The organism is Mycetocola zhadangensis, from assembly GCF_003668565.1.
GTDB classification, from domain to species: Bacteria; Actinomycetota; Actinomycetes; order Actinomycetales; family Microbacteriaceae; genus Mycetocola_A; species Mycetocola_A zhadangensis.
This window is the reverse complement of the sequence record NZ_RCWJ01000004.1, coordinates 181,497-199,667: the sequence shown is the minus strand read 5'-3', so window position 1 is coordinate 199,667 and position 18,171 is coordinate 181,497. Positions and strand designations below refer to the sequence as shown.

Genomic DNA, 18,171 nt, shown 5'->3' with positions numbered 1-18,171 from the left:
CGCGGCCGGAGCGCGGCTCACGCGATCTGAAGTGTGCTCGGTCGAGCGGGTGCCCTGTAGTCGATTCCCTCGTGCTCAAGCAGCCACTGTTTGGTTGGAACACCGCTGCCCTGGGTGTAGCCGGTGATTCGTCCGCCGGCGGCCAGCACCCGGTGGCAGGGGACAAGCAGGGGCAGCTTGTTGGCGCGAACGGCGCTTCCGATGGCGCGTCCTGCCGGGCCGGCACCGATTTCGTGACCGAGCTGGCCGTATGTTTTCGCTTCGCCGAAGCCGATTCCGGCGAGGCCGGTCCACACGGCCAATTGGAATGGCGTGCCGACGGGCGAAAGTGGAACGTCGAAGCTTCGTCGGGTGCCATCGAAGTACTCCGCGATCTGTTCCAGCGCTGTCACCAGCACGTCGAGCGATGATTCGCGGAAGCCATCGTGGGGGAGCTCGGCTCGGCGTTCGAGTGCGAGGGTCGTGACCGAGGTTCCGTCGCTTGTCAGCTCGATCCGGCCGAGCGGGCACGAGGAACGAATCAGACCGACCGGTCGGTCGAACAGGGAGGGGAGAGGATCAACTGCCTGGCGTCGTGGTGTCATGACGACGACCGTATGGTCACGCAGTGCAGGTTCGACAGCATTTCTCTGCCCGGTGGACGCAATCTCTGCACGCACTCGCTGTGGAGGAATACCGGCCGGTAGCCTGATTCCATGGCAGACATCGAATACCGCAACCTCGGAAACAGTGGCCTCAGGGTGTCAACGATCGGACTCGGGTGTAACAACTTCGGACGGCTCGGCACAGCAAGTGAAACGCAGGAGGGCACGAACGCTGTCGTCTCCGCGGCGATCGATGCCGGCGTCACCCTGTTCGACACGGCCGACATGTACGGCAAGGAGCCGGGGCTCAGCGAAACCCTGATGGGCAACGCGCTCCTCGGGCACCGCGACAACGTCGTTCTCGCCACCAAATTTGGCCATTCAGGCGCCGACGTCGGCTTGCCGGGCTGGGGAGCAAAGGGGTCAAGGCGCTACGTGAGGCTCGCCGTGGAAGCGTCACTTCGCCGCCTGCAGACGGACTGGATCGACCTGTACCAGCTGCACACGCCAGACCCACTCACCCCGATCGAGGAGACCCTCGCGGCTCTCGACGACCTCATCACCGAGGGCAAGGTCCGATACATCGGCCACTCAAACCTCGCCGCCTGGCAAGTGGTCGAGGCAGAACTCACGGCCGAGCTGACCTCCCACCCGAAGTTCATCTCATCGCAGAACGAGTTCAGCCTCATCGTTCGCGACGCGGAACGCGAACTGTTCCCGGTGCTGAGCAAATACAACATAGGCTTCCTGCCGTACTTTCCGCTCTACAACGGGCTCTTCACCGGCAAGTTCAGCAGGAACGGCGGACCGTCAGACAGCCGCATCGTGCGCCAGCGCAGCTACCTCCTCGACAGCGCACCGTGGGACGCGATCGAGAAGTACGAAAAGTTCTGTGAGAACCGCGGCATCACCATGCTGGAAGCGACGTTCGCCTGGCTGCTCGCCCAACCGAACCTTACAAGTGTCATCGCCGGTGCCACCCGTCCAGAGCAGATAGTCCAGAACGCGACCGCAGCCGCGTCGTGGCATCCGTCTCTCGAAGAACTGTTCACGATCGGCGACCTGTTCGCTCCCCGCGAAGATCAGAACGCGTGACGGCCTGCTGAGAGCAGTCGCGCTCGACTAGGCTCGCCTGCGTGACGTCGGCGCTGATGCCGTGCCGGCGTCCCGGACAAGGATTCTCATGCTCGCAAAACTGGTCGGACGTTACCTGAGGCCGCACTGGCCACTTCTCGTCGGTGTCGTCATTTTTCAACTGGCGCAGTCGATCGCATCGCTCTACCTGCCGACCCTCAACGCCGACATCATCGACAACGGTATTGCGCAGGGGGACACCGAGTACATCCTGCGCGTGGGGGCGATGATGCTTGGCATCACCCTGCTTCAGGTTGCCTGCGCCATTGCAGCCGTGTACTTCGGTGCGAAAGCGGCGATGCGGCTCGGTCGTGACATTCGCGAGTCGGTGTTCACGCAGGTCGCCGATTTCTCCGAGCGTGAGGTGTCGAAGTTCGGCGCGCCGTCGCTCATCACGCGCAGCACCAACGACGTGCAGCAGGTGCAGATGCTCGTGCTGATGACCTGCACGCTGATGGTGTCCGCGCCGATTCTGGCGATCGGTGGTGTGGTGATGGCCCTCAGGCTTGACCTCGAGCTGTCGTGGCTGATGGCCGTCGCCATTCCGGTGCTGTTGATTTGCGTCGGCCTCATCATCGTGCGGATGGTGCCGTTGTTCCAGTCCATGCAGCGTCGGATCGACCGCGTCAACCAGGTCATGCGTGAGCAGCTCACCGGCATCCGGGTGGTTCGGGCGTTCGTGCGCGAGAACGAGGAAACGGCGCGGTTCGAAAGAGCAAATGACGAATTGACGGATGTTGGGCTTCGCGTCGGTCGCCTGATGGCGCTCATGTTCCCGATCGTGATGCTCATCCTCAACGTGTCGAGCATCGCCGTGCTGTGGTTCGGTGCGTTCCGCATCGAAGACGGCTCGATGCAGGTGGGCACTGTGATGGCGTTCCTGCAATACCTGATGCAGATCCTGATGGCCGTGATGATGGCGACGTTCATGGCCGTGATGATTCCACGTGCTGCTGTCAGTGCGGATCGGATCGGGGAGGTGCTCGGAACGGATTCAACAGTGCGTCAGCCAGCGAACCCGGTGACCACCCTGGATGCGGCCGGGCGCATCGACTTCCAGCAGGTCGAGTTCTCGTACCCCGGCGCCGAACAGCCGGTGCTTCATGACCTCACCTTCACGGTCGAGCCGGGAACGAAGACCGCCATCATCGGATCGACAGGATCGGGCAAGACCACTCTCGTCAACCTGCTCCCGCGTCTCTTCGACGCGACAGGCGGGCGGGTGCTCGTCGACGGTGTTCCCGTCGATGACACCGACCAGGACCTGCTCTGGTCCAAAATCGGTATCGTCCCGCAGCGGCCGTACCTGTTCACCGGCACCGTCGCATCCAATCTTCGGTATGGAAAACCGGATGCCACTGACGACGAACTCTGGGCGGCTCTCGACACAGCGCAGGCGCGTGATTTCGTTGAGGCATTGCCCGAGAAACTGGAAGCGCCGATCACGCAGGGCGGCACGAATGTGTCTGGGGGGCAGCGGCAACGGCTAGCCATCGCCCGGGCGCTCGTCAAACGTCCCGAGGTGTACGTGTTTGACGACTCGTTCTCGGCGCTCGACCTGGCCACAGACGCGCGCCTTCGTGCTGCGCTTGACCGCGACGTGGCCGGAGCAACGCAGGTCATCGTCGCCCAGAGGGTGACAACCATCCGCGACGCCGACCAGATCCTCGTGCTCGAGGACGGCGTCATCGTCGGGAGCGGCACCCACACCGAACTGCTCGATTCGAGCGACACCTACCGCGAGATCGTCGAATCGCAACTGACGGTTGAGGAGGCGGCATGAGCGACACCGACGTCGACGATTCGGCAGAGACCCGCGTTCCTGCGCGTCCACCACGCGGTGGCGGACCGTTCGGCGGCGCAGGGATGCCCGCAGAAAAGAGCATGAACTTCGGCCCGAGCGCCAAACGACTGCTCGGTCGTCTCCGGCCGGAGCGGGCGAAACTCGTCCTTGTGACCCTGCTTGCCGTGGTCAGTGTCACCCTCTCGGTGATCGGGCCCAAGATTCTTGGCGACGCCACGAACATCCTTTTCGAAGGAGTGGTGTCCAAAAGCCTGCCTGCAGGTGTCACCCAGGAGCAGGTTGTCGACGGGCTCCGGCTCTCCGGCGACACCGAGCGGGCGGACATGCTCAGCGGCATGAACCTCGACCCGGGAAGCGGCATCGACTTCGCCGCGCTCTCCCGTGTCCTGTTGCTCGTCCTGGCTATCTACGTCGGTGCCTTCCTCTTCGGATGGATTCAGGCGCTCGTGCTCAACACTGTTGTGCAACGCACGATGTATCGGCTTCGTGAAGACGTCGAGTCGAAGATCAACCGGCTGCCGCTGAAATACTTCGACAAGATGCAGCGCGGCGAACTTCTCAGCCGGGTGACGAACGACATCGACAACATCTCCCAAACACTGCAGCAGACCCTCAGCCAGGTGCTCGTTTCGCTGCTGACCGTGATCGGCGTGCTTCTCGCCATGTTCTCGATCTCGCCCTTGCTCGCCTGCATCGCCCTGATCACGATCCCCGCAACCGTTTTCATCACAGCTGTCATCGCCAAGCGCTCGCAAAAAAAGTTCGTCGATCAGTGGGCGCACACGGGGCAACTCAACGCGCAGATCGAAGAGATGTACTCGGGCCACGCGATCGTGAAGGTGTTCGGGCGCTCTCGAGAGGTCGGCTCGAAGTTCCGGGCCAAGAATGAGGAACTCTACGAGACCAGTTTCGGCGCCCAGTTCATCTCGGGCATCATCATGCCGTCGATGATGTTCGTCGGAAACCTCGTCTACGTCGGAATCGCGGTCGTCGGCGGACTTCAGGTGGCGACAGGGGCGATCAGCCTCGGCAGCGTGCAGGCGTTCATCCAGTACTCCCGGCAGTTCACTCAACCGCTGACACAGCTCGGGTCGATGGCCAACCTGCTGCAGTCTGGCGTTGCATCCGCTGAACGTGTCTTTGAACTGTTCGACGCCGAGGAACAGTCGACGGACCCGGCCCAGCCGGTGACCCCTCCAGCCGGTCGAGGTCGGCTGGTTTTCGAGGATGTGTCGTTCAGCTACTCAGCCGACAAGCCGCTTATCTCGAACCTTCATCTCGTTGCCGAGCCGGGGCAGACCATTGCGATCGTCGGCCCGACGGGTGCGGGCAAGACCACTCTCGTGAACCTCATCATGCGTTTCTACGAACTGGACTCCGGGCGCATCACCCTTGACGGTGTGAACATTCGAGACATGACGCGCCGAGACCTGCGTGCGCGAACCGGCATGGTGCTCCAGGACACCTGGCTCTTCGGCGGCACAATCCGCGACAACATTGCCTACGGCCGGCCGGATGCCACTGAAGCAGAAATACTCGACGCCGCGAAAGCCACATACGTCGACCGTTTCGTGCATTCCCTTCCAAACGGGTACGACACGGTTCTGGATGACGAGGCGTCGAACGTGTCTGCAGGTGAGAAGCAGTTGCTGACCATCGCGCGTGCGTTCCTGGCGAAGCCGAGCGTGCTCATCCTGGATGAGGCGACCAGTTCAGTTGACACGCGCACCGAACTGCTCGTTCAAAAGGCGATGTCGACACTGCGGCAGGACCGGACGAGCTTTGTCATCGCTCACCGCCTGTCGACGATCCGTGACGCCGACCTGATCCTCGTGATGGAATCTGGCGCGATTGTCGAGCAGGGAACGCACACAGAACTGCTCGCTTCCGGTGGAGCGTACTACTCGCTGTACAACTCGCAGTTCGCACAGGCCACAGCTGTCGACGAGGCCTGACCGGCAGTTTCCACAGTCTCAGCTGATTTCTGGTTGTCCACAGAACGCCGGTCCGAGCAGCCGCAGCGTTTCCTGCGGACAAGACTGCCGTCATGACCACGATCATTCAAGCTCACGATGCTTCCGACTTTCTCGCCCTCGTGCCGACACTGGCCGGGTTCCAACCCCACGAAAGCATCGTGCTCGTTGCTTTCCGCGGCAACCGCACGTGCGGTGCGCTGCGCATCGACCTTCCGCCTGAGGACGCACCGGCATCGGTTCGTAAATCGTTCGCGACCACCATGCTTGGCATGGTCTGCAAGATCCCCGGTGTCGACGCGATGGTGCCTGTCATCTACACGGATGACACCTTCGAGCGGTATTCAGGACTCCCGCGTCGAGCGCTGGTGACGAACCTGACCACCAGGGCTCGATACCACGGCTTCCTGGTGAGGGACGCGCTCTGTGTTGCGTCAGACGGCTGGGGGAGTTACCTCGGCGACTGTCCCAGAGGCGGGCTCCCGCTCGACCTCATCACGCAAGCTGCCGCCCGTCAGAACCGATCAGGCGCGCCCGAACCGCCGGCGCGCACACTCGTGAATGACCAGGCGACCCTCGAGGTCGCCGACGAGGGAAGCCGCGAAGAAGTGTCGAGGCGCTTTCGCGAACTGGAACTTCTTCGCGAGAGTGCTGAGCTCGCCCCTGTCCTTTACTGGGAGTACGGCTTCGACGGCGACATCGTTGCTTTTGCCGACGATTTGGTGACCGCCCCGGCTACCGGTGTCGAGGCGGAGAAGGACGCCGCGCTCCTCGCGTATTTGGTGCAGAGCCCCGCCGTGAGGGATATCTTCCTCATCACGTGGGGGTGGGGTACGTCGGCGGGTGATGAGTGCGCGCTCACCCAGCGGATGTTCACAGCGGGAGAAGATATCAGCGCAATGCCGGGAGCTGGCGCGCTCGGCGGATGGGACATGCCCCGGCCTGAGCCGGAGCGCATCCGGCGGGCACTCGCCGTGCTGAAACACGCAGCTGCCCGGTTGTCGCAATCCACAAATCCGCCGCTGCTCACAATGATCGGGTGGCTGCATTGGGCGCTCGGCGCCGGCTCAATCGCCGGCATGTGGATACAGCAGGCACAGGCGATCGACCCTGACTACGGCCTCGCCGACCTGCTCAACACCATGCTGCGCACGGGGCACCTTCCCGATTGGGCGTTCGATGTTCCACCTGAAGCGCTCCCTGAAGCAGCAATTGAGCAGTGAACGGGGGCTGAAGCAACATAGTCACGCATTCCGCCGGTATTATCGACGAGAGGGGCGACGCGCTCTGGCACCGTGAGAGGACGACTGCGTGACTGAGATCGACGTACGTACCGATTCGTATGTCGTCGACGTACCGACCGGACAGTCCCTGACGCTGTCATGGGCGAGCGTGACCGACACAGGTCGAAAACGTCAGGTCAACCAGGACGCACTCATCGTTGACTACCCCATCTTCGCCGTTGCAGACGGCATGGGCGGCCACGAGGCAGGCGAGGTTGCCAGCGCCGCGGTCATCGCGCGTCTGGCCGAACGTGTGGCGTCAGGCGAGACCGTCGATCGGGAGGCCGTCGAGAACGCACTTCGTGCCGCCGTCAGCGACATGCTCGAGCAGGTCGGTAAATCCGACCTCGGCACCGGCACAACCGTGACGGGAATCGTCTTCGGGCTGTCCGGTGAAAACAACGACGTTCCGTCATGGACGGTCTTCAACATCGGAGATTCCCGGGTGTATCGGCTCTTCGGTGATGAGCTGGTCCAGGTGACACTCGATCATTCGGTGGTGCAGGAACTTATTTCCATCGGCGCGATCACCCCTGACGAAGCGGAATCACACCCCCACGGGAATGTCATCACCCGCGCCGTCGGCTTCTCAGACGAGCCGCTTCCTGACTACACGGATGTTCCGGCCCAGGACAAGGCGCGCTGGCTCGTCTGCTCAGACGGACTGACCAAAGAGCTCACGGACTTCGGTCTTCGCCACTTCCTCCTTCAGGCTCCGACACCGGAGGACGCGGTTCGGTCGCTCGTCGATGCAGCCCTTGAGAACGGCGGGCGCGACAACATCAGCGCCATCGTTCTCGATGAACTGCTGATTGCGAACTCCTAGCACCTCCTTCACAGCACGGTTCGGCGGCTCCGGATCTCGCAGTTTCGTCGCGAGCTGACAGGTCGGCTGTACCGCGTGCTGTTCTGGACCCATGAGCGTTCCAGCGCCGGCAGACGACCACATCGTTCTTCCGCAGCGCCCGGTTCGAGCTCCGCCGTCCCCGTTCCCGCTGATGGCAGCCCTGGCCCCCGTGATCGTCTCCGTTCTCATTTGGCTGGTCACCCGCTCTCCGTTTGCGCTCATTTTCGCGGCGCTCGGTCCTGTCATCGCCATCGCCAGTGTTCTCGACTCACGATGGTCCACCGGTAGGCGGCTGAAGAAAGACCTCACGGCCCACGCCAGGAAAATGAACCACATAGCGGATCTCATCGAGTCCCGGTTGGACACCGAGCGTGCGGAAAGAAAGGCTGCCCAGCCGAGCGCCCGCGTTCTCCTGGACGCCACAGACCCGGCCGGAAACGCTCGCTTCAGCCGCTGGCGCGCTTCGGGGGCGCTGCGCTCGCGCGTGGTGCTCGGAACCGGAACGCTGCCGAGCGAACTTCGACTGGAGGGGGCGGTCGATTCGGATGACACCCTGGCGCTCCGTCAGAAAGCCAGGCACGTTACGGGTGTGCCCGTTCCCGTCGACGCGACGCGCGGGCTCGGTGTCGTCGGTCCGCCGACCCTCGCCCGCGCCTGTGCCAGGGGAATCCTGCTCCAGCTGTGCAACGCGATGCCACCTGATACCGCTGCCGTCCGTGTTGACGGTGACGGCTGGGATTGGGCATCGGTACTCCCGCACACGCAGACCGAATCCGCCGAAGTGACGATCCAGGTCCGTGATCTCACCTCGAGTCTGCTCGATGAACGGAACGCCTCCGAGTCCGACCGTGGACCACACGCGGGTGACACGGCAATTCTCCTCGTGGTTGCCGACGCCATCGACAGCGTCCCCACCTCATGCGGCGTGGTTCTTGAGATTTCCAGCATCGGCACCGCGCTCCTGCACCGGCTCGCCCCAGACGTTCCATCGGGCTCCAGAACAGGCACGCCTCGAACGCAATCGATTGATGTCGAGTTGGTGACCTCAGCCGAGTGCGGCCAGTACGCGCGGTCACTGGCCGAGCTTGCCCAGCGTCGCGGTGTGATGCACGCCCCAGCGGACCTGCCAGGCACAGTGAGTTTTCGCGAGGCCCACGAATCAGCAACGACCAAACAGATCCGGGGCGCGGGGGCCGGGACATCGTTGCTCGCTGTGATCGGGCTCGGCGCATCAGGGCCGGCCACTGTCGACATCGTTCGCGATGGTCCACACGCCATCGTCGGAGGAACGACGGGCAGCGGGAAGAGTGAATTGCTCGCAACCTGGGTGGCCAGTGTGGCGCTTCAGCATTCGACGGACGAGGTCAACTTCCTGCTCGTCGACTTCAAGGGAGGAAGTGCTTTCGCTCCTCTGCAGTCGCTGCCGCACGTTGTCGGCGTGCTCACCGACCTGGACGAGGTCGCCGCGACCCGTGCACTTGCCAGCCTGAGCGCTGAGGTCCGTTACAGGGAACGGATGCTCAGCGAACTCGGCTGCCGAGACATCGCTGAGGCCCGTGGCGCTTTTCCGCGACTCGTCATCGTTGTGGACGAATTCGCTGCCATGCTCGACGGGTTCAGCGAACTTTCTGCGCTGTTTGTCGACATCGCCGCGAGGGGACGCTCTCTCGGAATGCACCTCATCCTCTGCACACAACGACCGGTCGGAGTGATGAAGGACTCATTGCTGGCGAACTGCGGGCTGCGACTGTCGTTGCGCGTGCATGATCGAAGCGACAGTGTTGCGGTCGTTGGCACCGACGCGGCTGCTCAGCTCCAGCCCGACCAGCCCGGACGCCTCATTCTCGCCTCGGGTGGCGTCGTGAGTCGGGTACAGGTCGCGACGGTGACGCAGCCCGAGATCGACCAGATCACGCATTCCACTCCAGTGACCGTTCCGGTCCGGAGGCCGTGGCTCGATCCCCTTCCTTCGCGGATCGCACTGGAGGATCTGGAGCCAGCCGATGGCATCCGTCTGGGACTTGCAGACCTACCAGGGATGCAACGTCAGGACACCGCCGTCTGGCGCCCCGAGGTGGACGGAAGTGTTCTGGTGGTCGGGACGGCGCGGTCAGGGAAGACGACACTCCTCGATGTGGTGACCGCCGAGGTCACGACGGCCCGATCGGGGCACGCGCCGTGGACGTTCGTGCGCGTCGGCACCGACGATGAAGAGACCTGGGATGTTGTGACCGGTCTTGCCGCTCGACTTCGAACCGGGCTCGACCCCGGTCAGAGAACTCTGCTGCTCATCGACGACCTCGACTCGATCTTCGCGCGGATGGACGACGAGTATGGGACGAAGCTGCGGGATGCTGTCGTTGAAATTCTGAGGGACGGTCCTCGCCTGTCGCTCTGGTCGATGCTCACCGCCCAGCGGCTCACCGGATCCCTCGGTGCGCTGTCTGGTTTCGCTGGAGCGCTCCTGGTCCTTCGTGTGGCGAACAGGCAGGAACATCTGATGACGGGAGGGGAGAGCGCAACGTGGGTGGCGAACAGGGGGCCGGGCAACGCCACCTGGCGGGGTGCAACCGTGCAGATCGCCCTCCCGGGGAACAGTGTCGATTCAGACGGCGATTCGTTGGGTCGGGTTCCGCGCCGAAGTCGTCATGGTCGGAACACGACAGCGCCACACTATGACTTTCACGCGCACGCCATCACTCTCGTGGTGTGCCCATTCCCGCAACGTCGAACCGAACTTCTTCTCGCCGGCAATCCCGAGGCAATGGAACGGGGAAAGCTCCGGGTGGCCTCCCTCGACGGTGCCGCCCGGCTCTCCGTCGCCGACCTGGCGCTCGATCTGCCAGGCCCTGTGGTGTTGATCGGAGACAGCGAGGACTGGCAGGCCCAGTGGGCGCTGTTCTCGGCTTTGCGGCAGAGTGCGGATCTCGTTCTCGAGGGGTGCTCGGTGTCCGAATACCGCGCGCTCACCAAACGCCGCGAACTGCCTCCGCTGTTGGCGGTTCCCGGGCACGCCTGGCATCTGCCGCCCGGAGGGCGGCCCATGCGCGTTCGTCTCGACTGACCCGGCGGTCGTCAGGCGTCGAGCAGGCTGTCGAGCCCGCGCGATTCCAGCCCGTGGGCAGCGGCGACCTGGGCGTTGTACACGGTACCCTCGTGCACGTTGAGGCCCTGGGCGAGCGCGTTGTCCGCAGCGAGGGCGTTCGACCAGCCCAGGTTGGCGAGAGCACGGGTGTACGGCAGGGTCGCGTTGGTGAGCGCGTACGTCGAGGTGTGCGGCACAGCTCCCGGCATGTTCCCGACGCAGTAGAAGACGGAGCCGTGCACTGTGAAGGTGGGGTCAGCGTGGGTTGTGGGGTGCGAGTCCTCGAAGCATCCGCCCTGGTCAACGGAGATGTCCACGAGGACGCTCCCCGGCTTCATCTTCGCCACGAGCGCATTGCTGACGAGTTTCGGAGTCTGCGCGCCCGGAATCAGGACAGACCCGATGACGAGGTCAGCGGTTACGAGCGCGTGTTCGATTTCGAAGGCGTTGCTCGCGATGGTTTTCACCCGTCCTGCGTAGTGCGCATCCAGCTCGCGAAGCCTGGCGATGTTCGTGTCGAGGATGGTGACGTCTGCGCCGAGTCCAACAGCGACAGCCGCGGCGTTCGTGCCGGCGACTCCACCGCCGAGCACAATGACGCGGGCAGGCGAGGTTCCGGGAACGCCGGGAACGAGGAGTCCAGGCCCGCCATTCGGCTTGAGCATTGTGTTCGCGCCGACGATGGTTGAGAGCCTGCCGGCCACTTCGCTCATCGGTGCGAGCAGCGGAAGGGACCGGTTGGGCAGCTGCACCGTTTCGTAGGCGATTGCTGTGATCCCCGAGGAGACGAGCGCGCGGGTCAGTTCGGCCTCGGCCGCGAGGTGCAGATAGGTGAAGAGGACGAGACCCTTCCTGAAGTAGACGTACTCGCTCGCGATCGGCTCCTTCACCTTGAGCAGCAGGTCGGCCCGCTCCCAGGTGGTTGCTGCGTCCGGCAGGATCGTTGCGCCGGCAGCTTCGAACGCCGCATCGGAAATGGACGACCCTACGCCGGCGCCGGTCTCGATATAGACCTCATGGCCCGAAAGGACGAGTTCGTGAACTCCGGCTGGTGTGATGGCGACACGGAACTCGTTGTTCTTGAGCTCTCGGGGAACGGCGACTCTCATTGTGCTCCTTGGCTGCCGACCCAGGTGGGGTTCGGCATCGCAGGACGTCGCACTCAGTGTTGAGTCCGACGTCGCTGTCGGTATCGGCCAGGTCCGGCCGTGACCACAGCCTATCGAGGACGCGGGTGTCAGAGGGTCGGTGAGAGCCGAATCTGTCCAACGACGGAGGAGCCGCCCAGAACGTCGAGGTGAAGTTCGGGCAGGACCTCGTCGACGGCGTCGCGGCTGAGCGCCCCGGCGTCGGCAAGGAGTGAGAGGCCAACGAGCGTGGCGGCGCGGAGGCTCCCGTCGAGCATCTTCAGCGCGACAGTCGTTCCGTCCGGCGCAGCCATAACCATGACTCCTTCTGCGCCGAGCTTCGCGAAGACGCCGAGTTTGTCGATCACGATGGTGTTTGCGCGGCCGGGGCCGTCGAGAGCCCACCCATCCTCGAGGACCGCCTGGCAAAGGATGCCCGCGTTGCGGTAGATAGCGAAGGGGGAGGAGGGGCTCGACGTGCGTATGCGGCTGATGCCTCGCGCCAGTCCGGAGAGGGAGAGCGCGTGAACCGGCGCACCGCAGCCGTCGATTCCTGAGGCGACGGGGCGTTCACCGGTGAACCGTTCGACGACGTCTAAAACGGCCTGCTGAAGCGGGTGTTCCGGATCCAGGTAGCTCTCGATCGGCCAGTTGTTTGTGACGCAGGCCAGCAGCATCGCGGCGTGCTTGCCCGAGCAGTTCATGTAGATCGGCGACTTGTCGCCGTTATCCTTCAGCAGCTCATCGCGTGCGGCGCCATCTGCCGGCCAGTCCGCCGGGCACTGCAGCGCGGTCTCGGTGAGTCCGGCCTGGGCCAGGATGCTGCGCACGACAGAAACGTGACGCTGGGTTCCTGAGTGACTCGCCGTCGCGAGAACCGCCGCTGCGCCGCGCAGGCCAACTCCGGCGTTCATCACGGCAATAGCCTGGAACGGTTTCATGGTCGACCTGAGGAATACAGGCGCTGCGGGGTCCCCGAGCGAACGTAAAACATCCGCGTGCTGGTCGATCACAATCGCCGATCCCGAATGACGAGACTCAATGAACCCGCTTCGTTCGACAACGGCCAGTTCCACCGCGCTCGTCGTTGAGAAAGTTTCGGCAGGATTCGCTGTACTGGTCACCGGTCAAGGTTAGCCGGGATGATGACAGACTGAAGCCATGGGGAGTGAACACAGCTATCACATCGGCATAGTCTGGCAGGGCAATTTGGGCTCGGGCACGAGCGGATACCGGGAGTACAGTCGTGAACTCACCGTGTCAGCCGCTGGCAAACATCCGATCGAGGGCTCAGCAGACAAACCGTTCCGAGGTGACCTCTCGCGCTGGAACCCGGAGGAGCTCCTCCTCGCCGCCCTCGCCCAGTGTCACCTGCTGTCCTACCTCTATGTCGCGGTCACGGAGGGCGTCGTGGTCACTGACTACTCCGATTCAGCGACCGGCACGATGGTCGAAGACGGAAAAGGTGGGGGAGCGTTCACCCAGGTTCTCCTTCGACCGCGCGTCACCGTCGCGGATTCTTCGATGACGGATGCCGCGATGCGCGCACACAGGAAGGCAAACGAACTGTGCTTTATCGCGCGCAGCGTGAACTTTCCCGTGCTGCACGAACCCGAGATCATCGTCGCCTGACGATACCGGTTTGGCAGCTTAGAGTCGCTCGCGGCGAAGAACGGCGCGCTTGAACTTCTCGATCGTGTCAGCCGGAGGAGACTCGTTGTAGGCGTGAGCCAGTTCCTGCCCGGTCAACGTATGGATCGCTGCCATGATGTCATCGGTGGCCTGGCGCCGAGCCTTCCCGCTCGTCGCCGGACCGTGCACCGTGACATCGATCGGTTCGCCGAAAATTACCGTGACCTTACGCAGTCGGGGGACCTTGCTGCCAACGGGCATGAGCTTGTCAGTGCCGATCAGGCCGACAGGAACAACCGGAGCACCGGTTGAGAGTGCGAGCCAGGCAACGCCAGTCCTGCCCTTGTAGAGTCGACCGTCGAGCGAGCGTGTGCCCTCAGGGTAGATGGCGAATGCGCTCTCGGTCTCCAGGATCCGCTTCCCGGCATCGAGCGCTTCCTGCGCTGCCTGCCCCGCCCCTCGCCGCACGCCCACAGCGCCGATCGATGTGAAGAAGGTGCGTGACGCCCAGCCCTTGAAGCCGGTTCCGTCGAAGTACGACGACTTGGCGAGGAACTGCACACGACGCGGAGCGACGACAGGAATGGCGATGCTGTCGATGAAGGAAAGGTGGTTGCTCGCCAAGATCACTCGACCTGATTGAGGAACGTTCTTCCTGCCGATGATTTTGGGTCGGTAGATGAGCCGCACGATCGGCATCAACACGGCGCGCCCGAGCAGGTAGACCATCCCAGGTGCTGCGGGTTCCGAGTCTGGGGATACGGCCTGTTCGTCTGACACAAGCAAGGAGCGTACCCGTTGTCGTATTCTTCCAAACGTATGCGGCTCCTCGAAGGACAATGGCGGCAGTTCGGCGTGCACGATCGCGCTTGGGGTGGGTTCGCAGCTAATTCCGAATCGATTACGGCAGACTGAACGAATCACCCTCCGTTCAGAAAGCGACGTTTCCCGTGCGAATTCCCGTTCTTCTTGCCGCAGCAGCGGCATCTGCCCTCGTCCTCACCGGTTGCGCCGGCGGCGAAGCATCGCCGAAGGCGACACAGGCGTCAGAGAGCTGCCAGGACACAAAGTCGGGAAACGCCGTCAAGTCGATCGACGTTTCAGGCGAATTCGGCGCGGTTCCGACGGTCGACTTCGAGGGTCCGCTGAGCGTGAAGAAGACCGAGCGCGAGGTTCTCATCGCCGGAGACGGTGCCGAGACGGCGATCGGCGATCGGGTGGCTGTCGAGTTGACGCTCTACAACGCGACAAGCGGGGACACCCTCGCCCAGACACGCTACGACAACCTGGGCACCCAGCAGATCGTCGTCAGCGACGAGACAGGCATCCTCCCAGGAATTGTTCGCACCATCGAGTGTGTTCCGGCCGGATCCCGCGTCGCCTCGGTGATCAGCCCTGACGATGGTTTTGGTGACGTCGGCGCCTCGGACGGCAGCGTCGCGGCGACCGACTCGCTTCTGCTGGTCGCCGATGTCCTGAGCATCACTCCCGACAAGGCCACCGGCGCTGACCAGGCCCCAGTTGATGGTATGCCGACCGTCACTCTCGCGAAGGACGGCCAGCCGACTGTTGAAATTCCTGAGGGTGACCCCTCCGCCGAACTGCAGATCGCCCCGCTGAAGCTCGGTGACGGTGAGGTTGTGCAGCAGGGCGACACAGTCACAGTCCACTACCAGGGCGTGAACTGGCGTACAGGTGAAGTCTTCGATCAGAGCTGGGGCAACGGTCCAGCCAGCTTCGCCACCACCGGAGTGGTTCCCGGCTTCGCCGCAGCTCTCGAAGGTGCAACAGTCGGTTCCCAGGTGCTCGCCGTTCTTCCACCCGCGGAGGGTTACGGCGAAGCCGGCCAACCCAGCGCCGGAATCGAAGGAACTGACACCCTCGTCTTCGTCGTCGACATCCTCGCCACAACGAGGTAGCGGTCACGCCAGCGGCGCCGGGTGGTACCGCTGGCTAGGCTGTGACCATGCGACGCGTTCTTATTCTCGGTTCGACCGGATCGATCGGTACCCAGGCTCTCGACGTCATCCGGGCCAACCCAACCAGGTTCGAGGTGGTTGGTCTCACAGCGAACAGCAATCGCGACGAGGTGCACGCCCAGGCTGAGGAGTTCTCGGTCGACGACGTTGCGTTCGGTGCTCGTGACGCCGAGCAACTCGTGCGTTCCGTGGACTGCGACGTGGTTCTCAACGGAATCACCGGTTCGGTCGGGCTCGGTCCCACCCTCGCGGCGCTCGAGACCGGACGCACGCTCGCGCTCGCCAACAAGGAATCACTCATCGTCGGTGGCGACCTGGTGAAACGGCTGGCGAAACCCGGCCAGATCGTTCCGGTCGACTCAGAGCACTCCGCCATTGCACAGGCCCTCCGCTCGGGAACAGACGCCGAAGTACGCCGCCTTGTGCTGACCGCGTCAGGCGGGCCATTCCGCGGTCGTACGCGGGCGTCGCTCGGAAAGGTGACGCCGGCCGAGGCGCTTGCCCACCCGACCTGGGACATGGGGCTCGTTGTCACCACAAACTCCTCCACCCTGGTCAACAAGGGCCTCGAGGTGATCGAGGCGCACCTGCTCTTCGATGTGCCGTACGAGCGCATCGCTGTCGTCGTTCACCCGCAGTCGATCGTGCACTCCATGGTCGAGTTCATCGACGGTTCGACCATCGCTCAGGCGTCACCGCCCGACATGCGGCTGCCGATCTCGCTGGGGCTCGACTGGCCGAATCGTGTGTCGGGCGTTGGCCGTCCGCTCGACTGGACGACGGCATCCACCTGGAACTTCGAACCGCTGGACTCTGCGGCGTTCCCCGCTGTCGAACTGGCGAAAACCGTCGGTCGCGCGGGTGGAACCTACCCGGCCGTCTTCAACGCCTCCAACGAGCAGGCCGTTGCGGCATTCCACGCCGGCGCCATCGGATTCCTGGACATCGTCGACATCATCTCGCGAGTTGTCGACGCTCACCGTCCCGAGGACGAACTCACCCTCGAATCGCTCGACGCCGCTGAGACCTGGGCACGGGAGCGAGCAGATCGAGTCATCGCCGACCTCGGCTGAGCCCACCGGGCGATAACGCGCGAGCGACGTCGTCAGGCGGATACCCAGCCGGCCTCCGCGAGGGCCGCCCGGGTCTCACCGAGCACAGAGAACGGAATCTTGACACCGGCCACTTCGCGGTATTCCTTCTCAGCGAGGCCTGCCCAGAGGATGGTGTCTGTCGGAGTCGCCTCAGCAACCGCAGCGCGAATGGCCGCCTCCGGCGCCGCGATCTCGCGGATGTCTCCCTCGGGCTTCGCCTTCCGTGCACCGGCGAGCACCGCCTCGCGGATGAGCGCCGGGTCCTCCGAGCGCGGCTGGTGGTCGGTGATGATGAGCACATCGCTGCCGAGCGCCGCTTCCCTCCCCATCTCGGGTCGCTTGAGCGCATCACGGTCGCCGTTTGCCCCGGCAATCATGATGACCCGTCCGCGGGTGAGCGAGCGCACCGACTCGAGAGTCTTCGCGAACGCGTCAGGGCTGTGACCTGAGTCGACGTAGACGTTCGGGCCGTCTGTCACGGGAACGTGCACAGCACGTCCGGGAAGGGAGGCGGTGATGGCGCCGTCACGGTCGAGCACAGCGCGGATCTCGCCGAAGTCGATTCCGGCCTCGACCAGCATGGCGATGGCCAGTCCGCCGTTCGCTGCCATGTGCCTGCCGATGACCGGCACCCGCGTCGACACGGTGCCGTGAGCTGAACTCAGGGTGAACGCCGTGGAGTCTGGCTGTTCGTCTGCGACGGTGACCACCCAGTCGGATGCCACGCCTGGCGTTGACGAGATCGTCACGACATCGACTCCGGCTCGGTCCACGACAGCGAAACCTGCGGGCGTGTCGAGGCTGACGACCGCCTTCCGCGAGTGTTCAGGTGTGAAGAGTTGAAGCTTCGCCTCGAAGTACTCGTCCATGTCGGCGTAATCGTCGAGGTGGTCGTGGCTGAGGTTCGTGAAGGCAGCGACGTGGAACATAACACCGTCGACGCGGTGCCTCGTGAGCGCGTGAGCGCTGACCTCGAGAAGAGCGGCGTCCACGCCGGCCTCGTGCATTCGCGCGAGCAGGCCGTGCAACTCGGGGGCCTCGGGGGTGGTGAGCGAACTCACGACGACCTCGGCTCCGATGCGCCGCTGTGCGGTCGAGCTCAGGCCGGTCTTCCTGCCGAGCTGTGTGAGGAGCGCGTCGAGGAAATGCACAGTCGACGTTTTTCCGTTTGTACCAGTCACGCCGAGGGTAAGCGGGCCGCCCGTGACAGTGCCATAAATCCACGCGGCGAGGTGTCCGGCGATATCCCGGGGTGAGTTCGGGGTCAGGAGAACCGGAACACCGGCGGCCGTCGCGTCCACAGCACCACTGGCATCCGTCAATATGGCGACAGCGCCGCGCGCGACAGCGTCTTTCGAGAACGTCGCGCCGTGGAAGCGTGCTCCGGGCAGCCCCAGGTAGAGGTCACCCGGCTCGACGTCCCTCGAGTTCATGGTGATTCCGGTGAGGAGCACGTTCGGTGTTTCGCTGTGCAGCGCCAGGTTGAAGTGCTCGGCCAGATCGATCAGGCGGGTGGGGGAAGGGGAAGAAGGACGCACAGCCCATGTTCTCACAGCCCCCTGCGGGAGCCCTCGGCGACGATCCGGCCTCTTCTCACAGGCCGCCGACAGCGGGCGCACAGTGCGGGGC

14 protein-coding genes are annotated in these 18,171 nt (G+C 63.9%); 9 read left to right on the top strand and 5 right to left on the bottom strand.

Annotation, left to right across the window (positions count from 1 at the left end):
* Nucleotides 1-17 precede the first annotated feature (17 nt).
* Nucleotides 18-584 (bottom strand): methylated-DNA--[protein]-cysteine S-methyltransferase, encoded by a 567-nt coding sequence (locus D9V28_RS13690; RefSeq protein ID WP_121660427.1) that lies wholly within the window; start codon nt 582-584, stop codon nt 18-20.
* 111 nt (nt 585-695) lie between these two features.
* On the opposite strand from D9V28_RS13690, the gene D9V28_RS13685 reads away from it, so the two are divergent.
* From D9V28_RS13685 to D9V28_RS13660, 6 genes are all read left to right on the top strand, one after another.
* A complete protein-coding gene (locus D9V28_RS13685) occupies nt 696-1,679 on the top strand; it encodes an aldo/keto reductase (RefSeq protein WP_121660310.1) in 984 nt (327 codons plus the stop codon).
* Nucleotides 1,680-1,767: 88 nt separating this feature from the next.
* A complete protein-coding gene (locus tag D9V28_RS13680) occupies nt 1,768-3,501 on the top strand; it encodes an ABC transporter ATP-binding protein (RefSeq protein WP_121660309.1) in 1,734 nt (577 codons plus the stop codon).
* The gene (locus D9V28_RS13675) at nt 3,498-5,477 is read left to right on the top strand and encodes an ABC transporter ATP-binding protein (RefSeq protein ID WP_121660308.1); all 1,980 of its coding nucleotides are present in this window, start codon (nt 3,498-3,500) and stop codon (nt 5,475-5,477) included. The genes D9V28_RS13680 and D9V28_RS13675 overlap by 4 nt, the downstream gene beginning before the upstream one ends.
* 92 nt (nt 5,478-5,569) lie before the next feature.
* A complete protein-coding gene (locus D9V28_RS13670) occupies nt 5,570-6,718 on the top strand; it encodes a DUF4192 domain-containing protein (RefSeq protein WP_121660307.1) in 1,149 nt (382 codons plus the stop codon).
* Nucleotides 6,719-6,806: 88 nt separating this feature from the next.
* A complete protein-coding gene (locus D9V28_RS13665; RefSeq protein ID WP_229728101.1) occupies nt 6,807-7,604 on the top strand; it encodes a PP2C family protein-serine/threonine phosphatase in 798 nt (265 codons plus the stop codon).
* Between the two features lie 91 nt (nt 7,605-7,695).
* Nucleotides 7,696-10,689, top strand: coding sequence for an FtsK/SpoIIIE domain-containing protein (locus tag D9V28_RS13660; protein WP_121660306.1), 2,994 nt, complete (start codon nt 7,696-7,698; stop codon nt 10,687-10,689).
* Nucleotides 10,690-10,700: 11 nt separating this feature from the next.
* Here D9V28_RS13660 and ald read toward each other — a convergent pair whose 3' ends face one another.
* Nucleotides 10,701-11,819, bottom strand: coding sequence for an alanine dehydrogenase (gene ald, locus D9V28_RS13655; RefSeq protein ID WP_121660305.1), 1,119 nt, complete (start codon nt 11,817-11,819; stop codon nt 10,701-10,703).
* A 128-nt stretch (nt 11,820-11,947) separates the two neighbouring features.
* Nucleotides 11,948-12,961 carry an asparaginase gene (locus D9V28_RS13650; protein WP_121660304.1) on the bottom strand — a complete coding sequence of 338 codons (1,014 nt, stop codon included), beginning with the start codon at nt 12,959-12,961 and terminating at the stop codon, nt 11,948-11,950.
* A gap of 37 nt (nt 12,962-12,998) precedes the next feature.
* Between D9V28_RS13650 and D9V28_RS13645 the strand changes: the two genes are divergently transcribed.
* Nucleotides 12,999-13,469 carry an OsmC family protein gene (locus tag D9V28_RS13645; protein WP_121660303.1) on the top strand — a complete coding sequence of 157 codons (471 nt, stop codon included), beginning with the start codon at nt 12,999-13,001 and terminating at the stop codon, nt 13,467-13,469.
* An 18-nt stretch (nt 13,470-13,487) separates the two neighbouring features.
* Here the strand turns inward: D9V28_RS13645 and D9V28_RS13640 are convergent, their stop codons facing one another.
* Nucleotides 13,488-14,198 carry a lysophospholipid acyltransferase family protein gene (locus D9V28_RS13640; RefSeq protein ID WP_121660302.1) on the bottom strand — a complete coding sequence of 237 codons (711 nt, stop codon included), beginning with the start codon at nt 14,196-14,198 and terminating at the stop codon, nt 13,488-13,490.
* A 221-nt stretch (nt 14,199-14,419) separates the two neighbouring features.
* Here D9V28_RS13640 and D9V28_RS13635 point away from each other — a divergent pair, with 221 nt between their 5' ends.
* A complete protein-coding gene (locus tag D9V28_RS13635; RefSeq protein ID WP_121660301.1) occupies nt 14,420-15,388 on the top strand; it encodes an FKBP-type peptidyl-prolyl cis-trans isomerase in 969 nt (322 codons plus the stop codon).
* Nucleotides 15,389-15,435: 47 nt separating this feature from the next.
* Nucleotides 15,436-16,521 carry a 1-deoxy-D-xylulose-5-phosphate reductoisomerase gene (gene dxr / locus D9V28_RS13630; protein ID WP_121660300.1) on the top strand — a complete coding sequence of 362 codons (1,086 nt, stop codon included), beginning with the start codon at nt 15,436-15,438 and terminating at the stop codon, nt 16,519-16,521.
* 32 nt (nt 16,522-16,553) lie between these two features.
* Here dxr and D9V28_RS13625 read toward each other — a convergent pair whose 3' ends face one another.
* Nucleotides 16,554-18,080 carry a Mur ligase family protein gene (locus tag D9V28_RS13625; RefSeq protein WP_229728102.1) on the bottom strand — a complete coding sequence of 509 codons (1,527 nt, stop codon included), beginning with the start codon at nt 18,078-18,080 and terminating at the stop codon, nt 16,554-16,556.
* Nucleotides 18,081-18,171 lie beyond the last annotated feature (91 nt).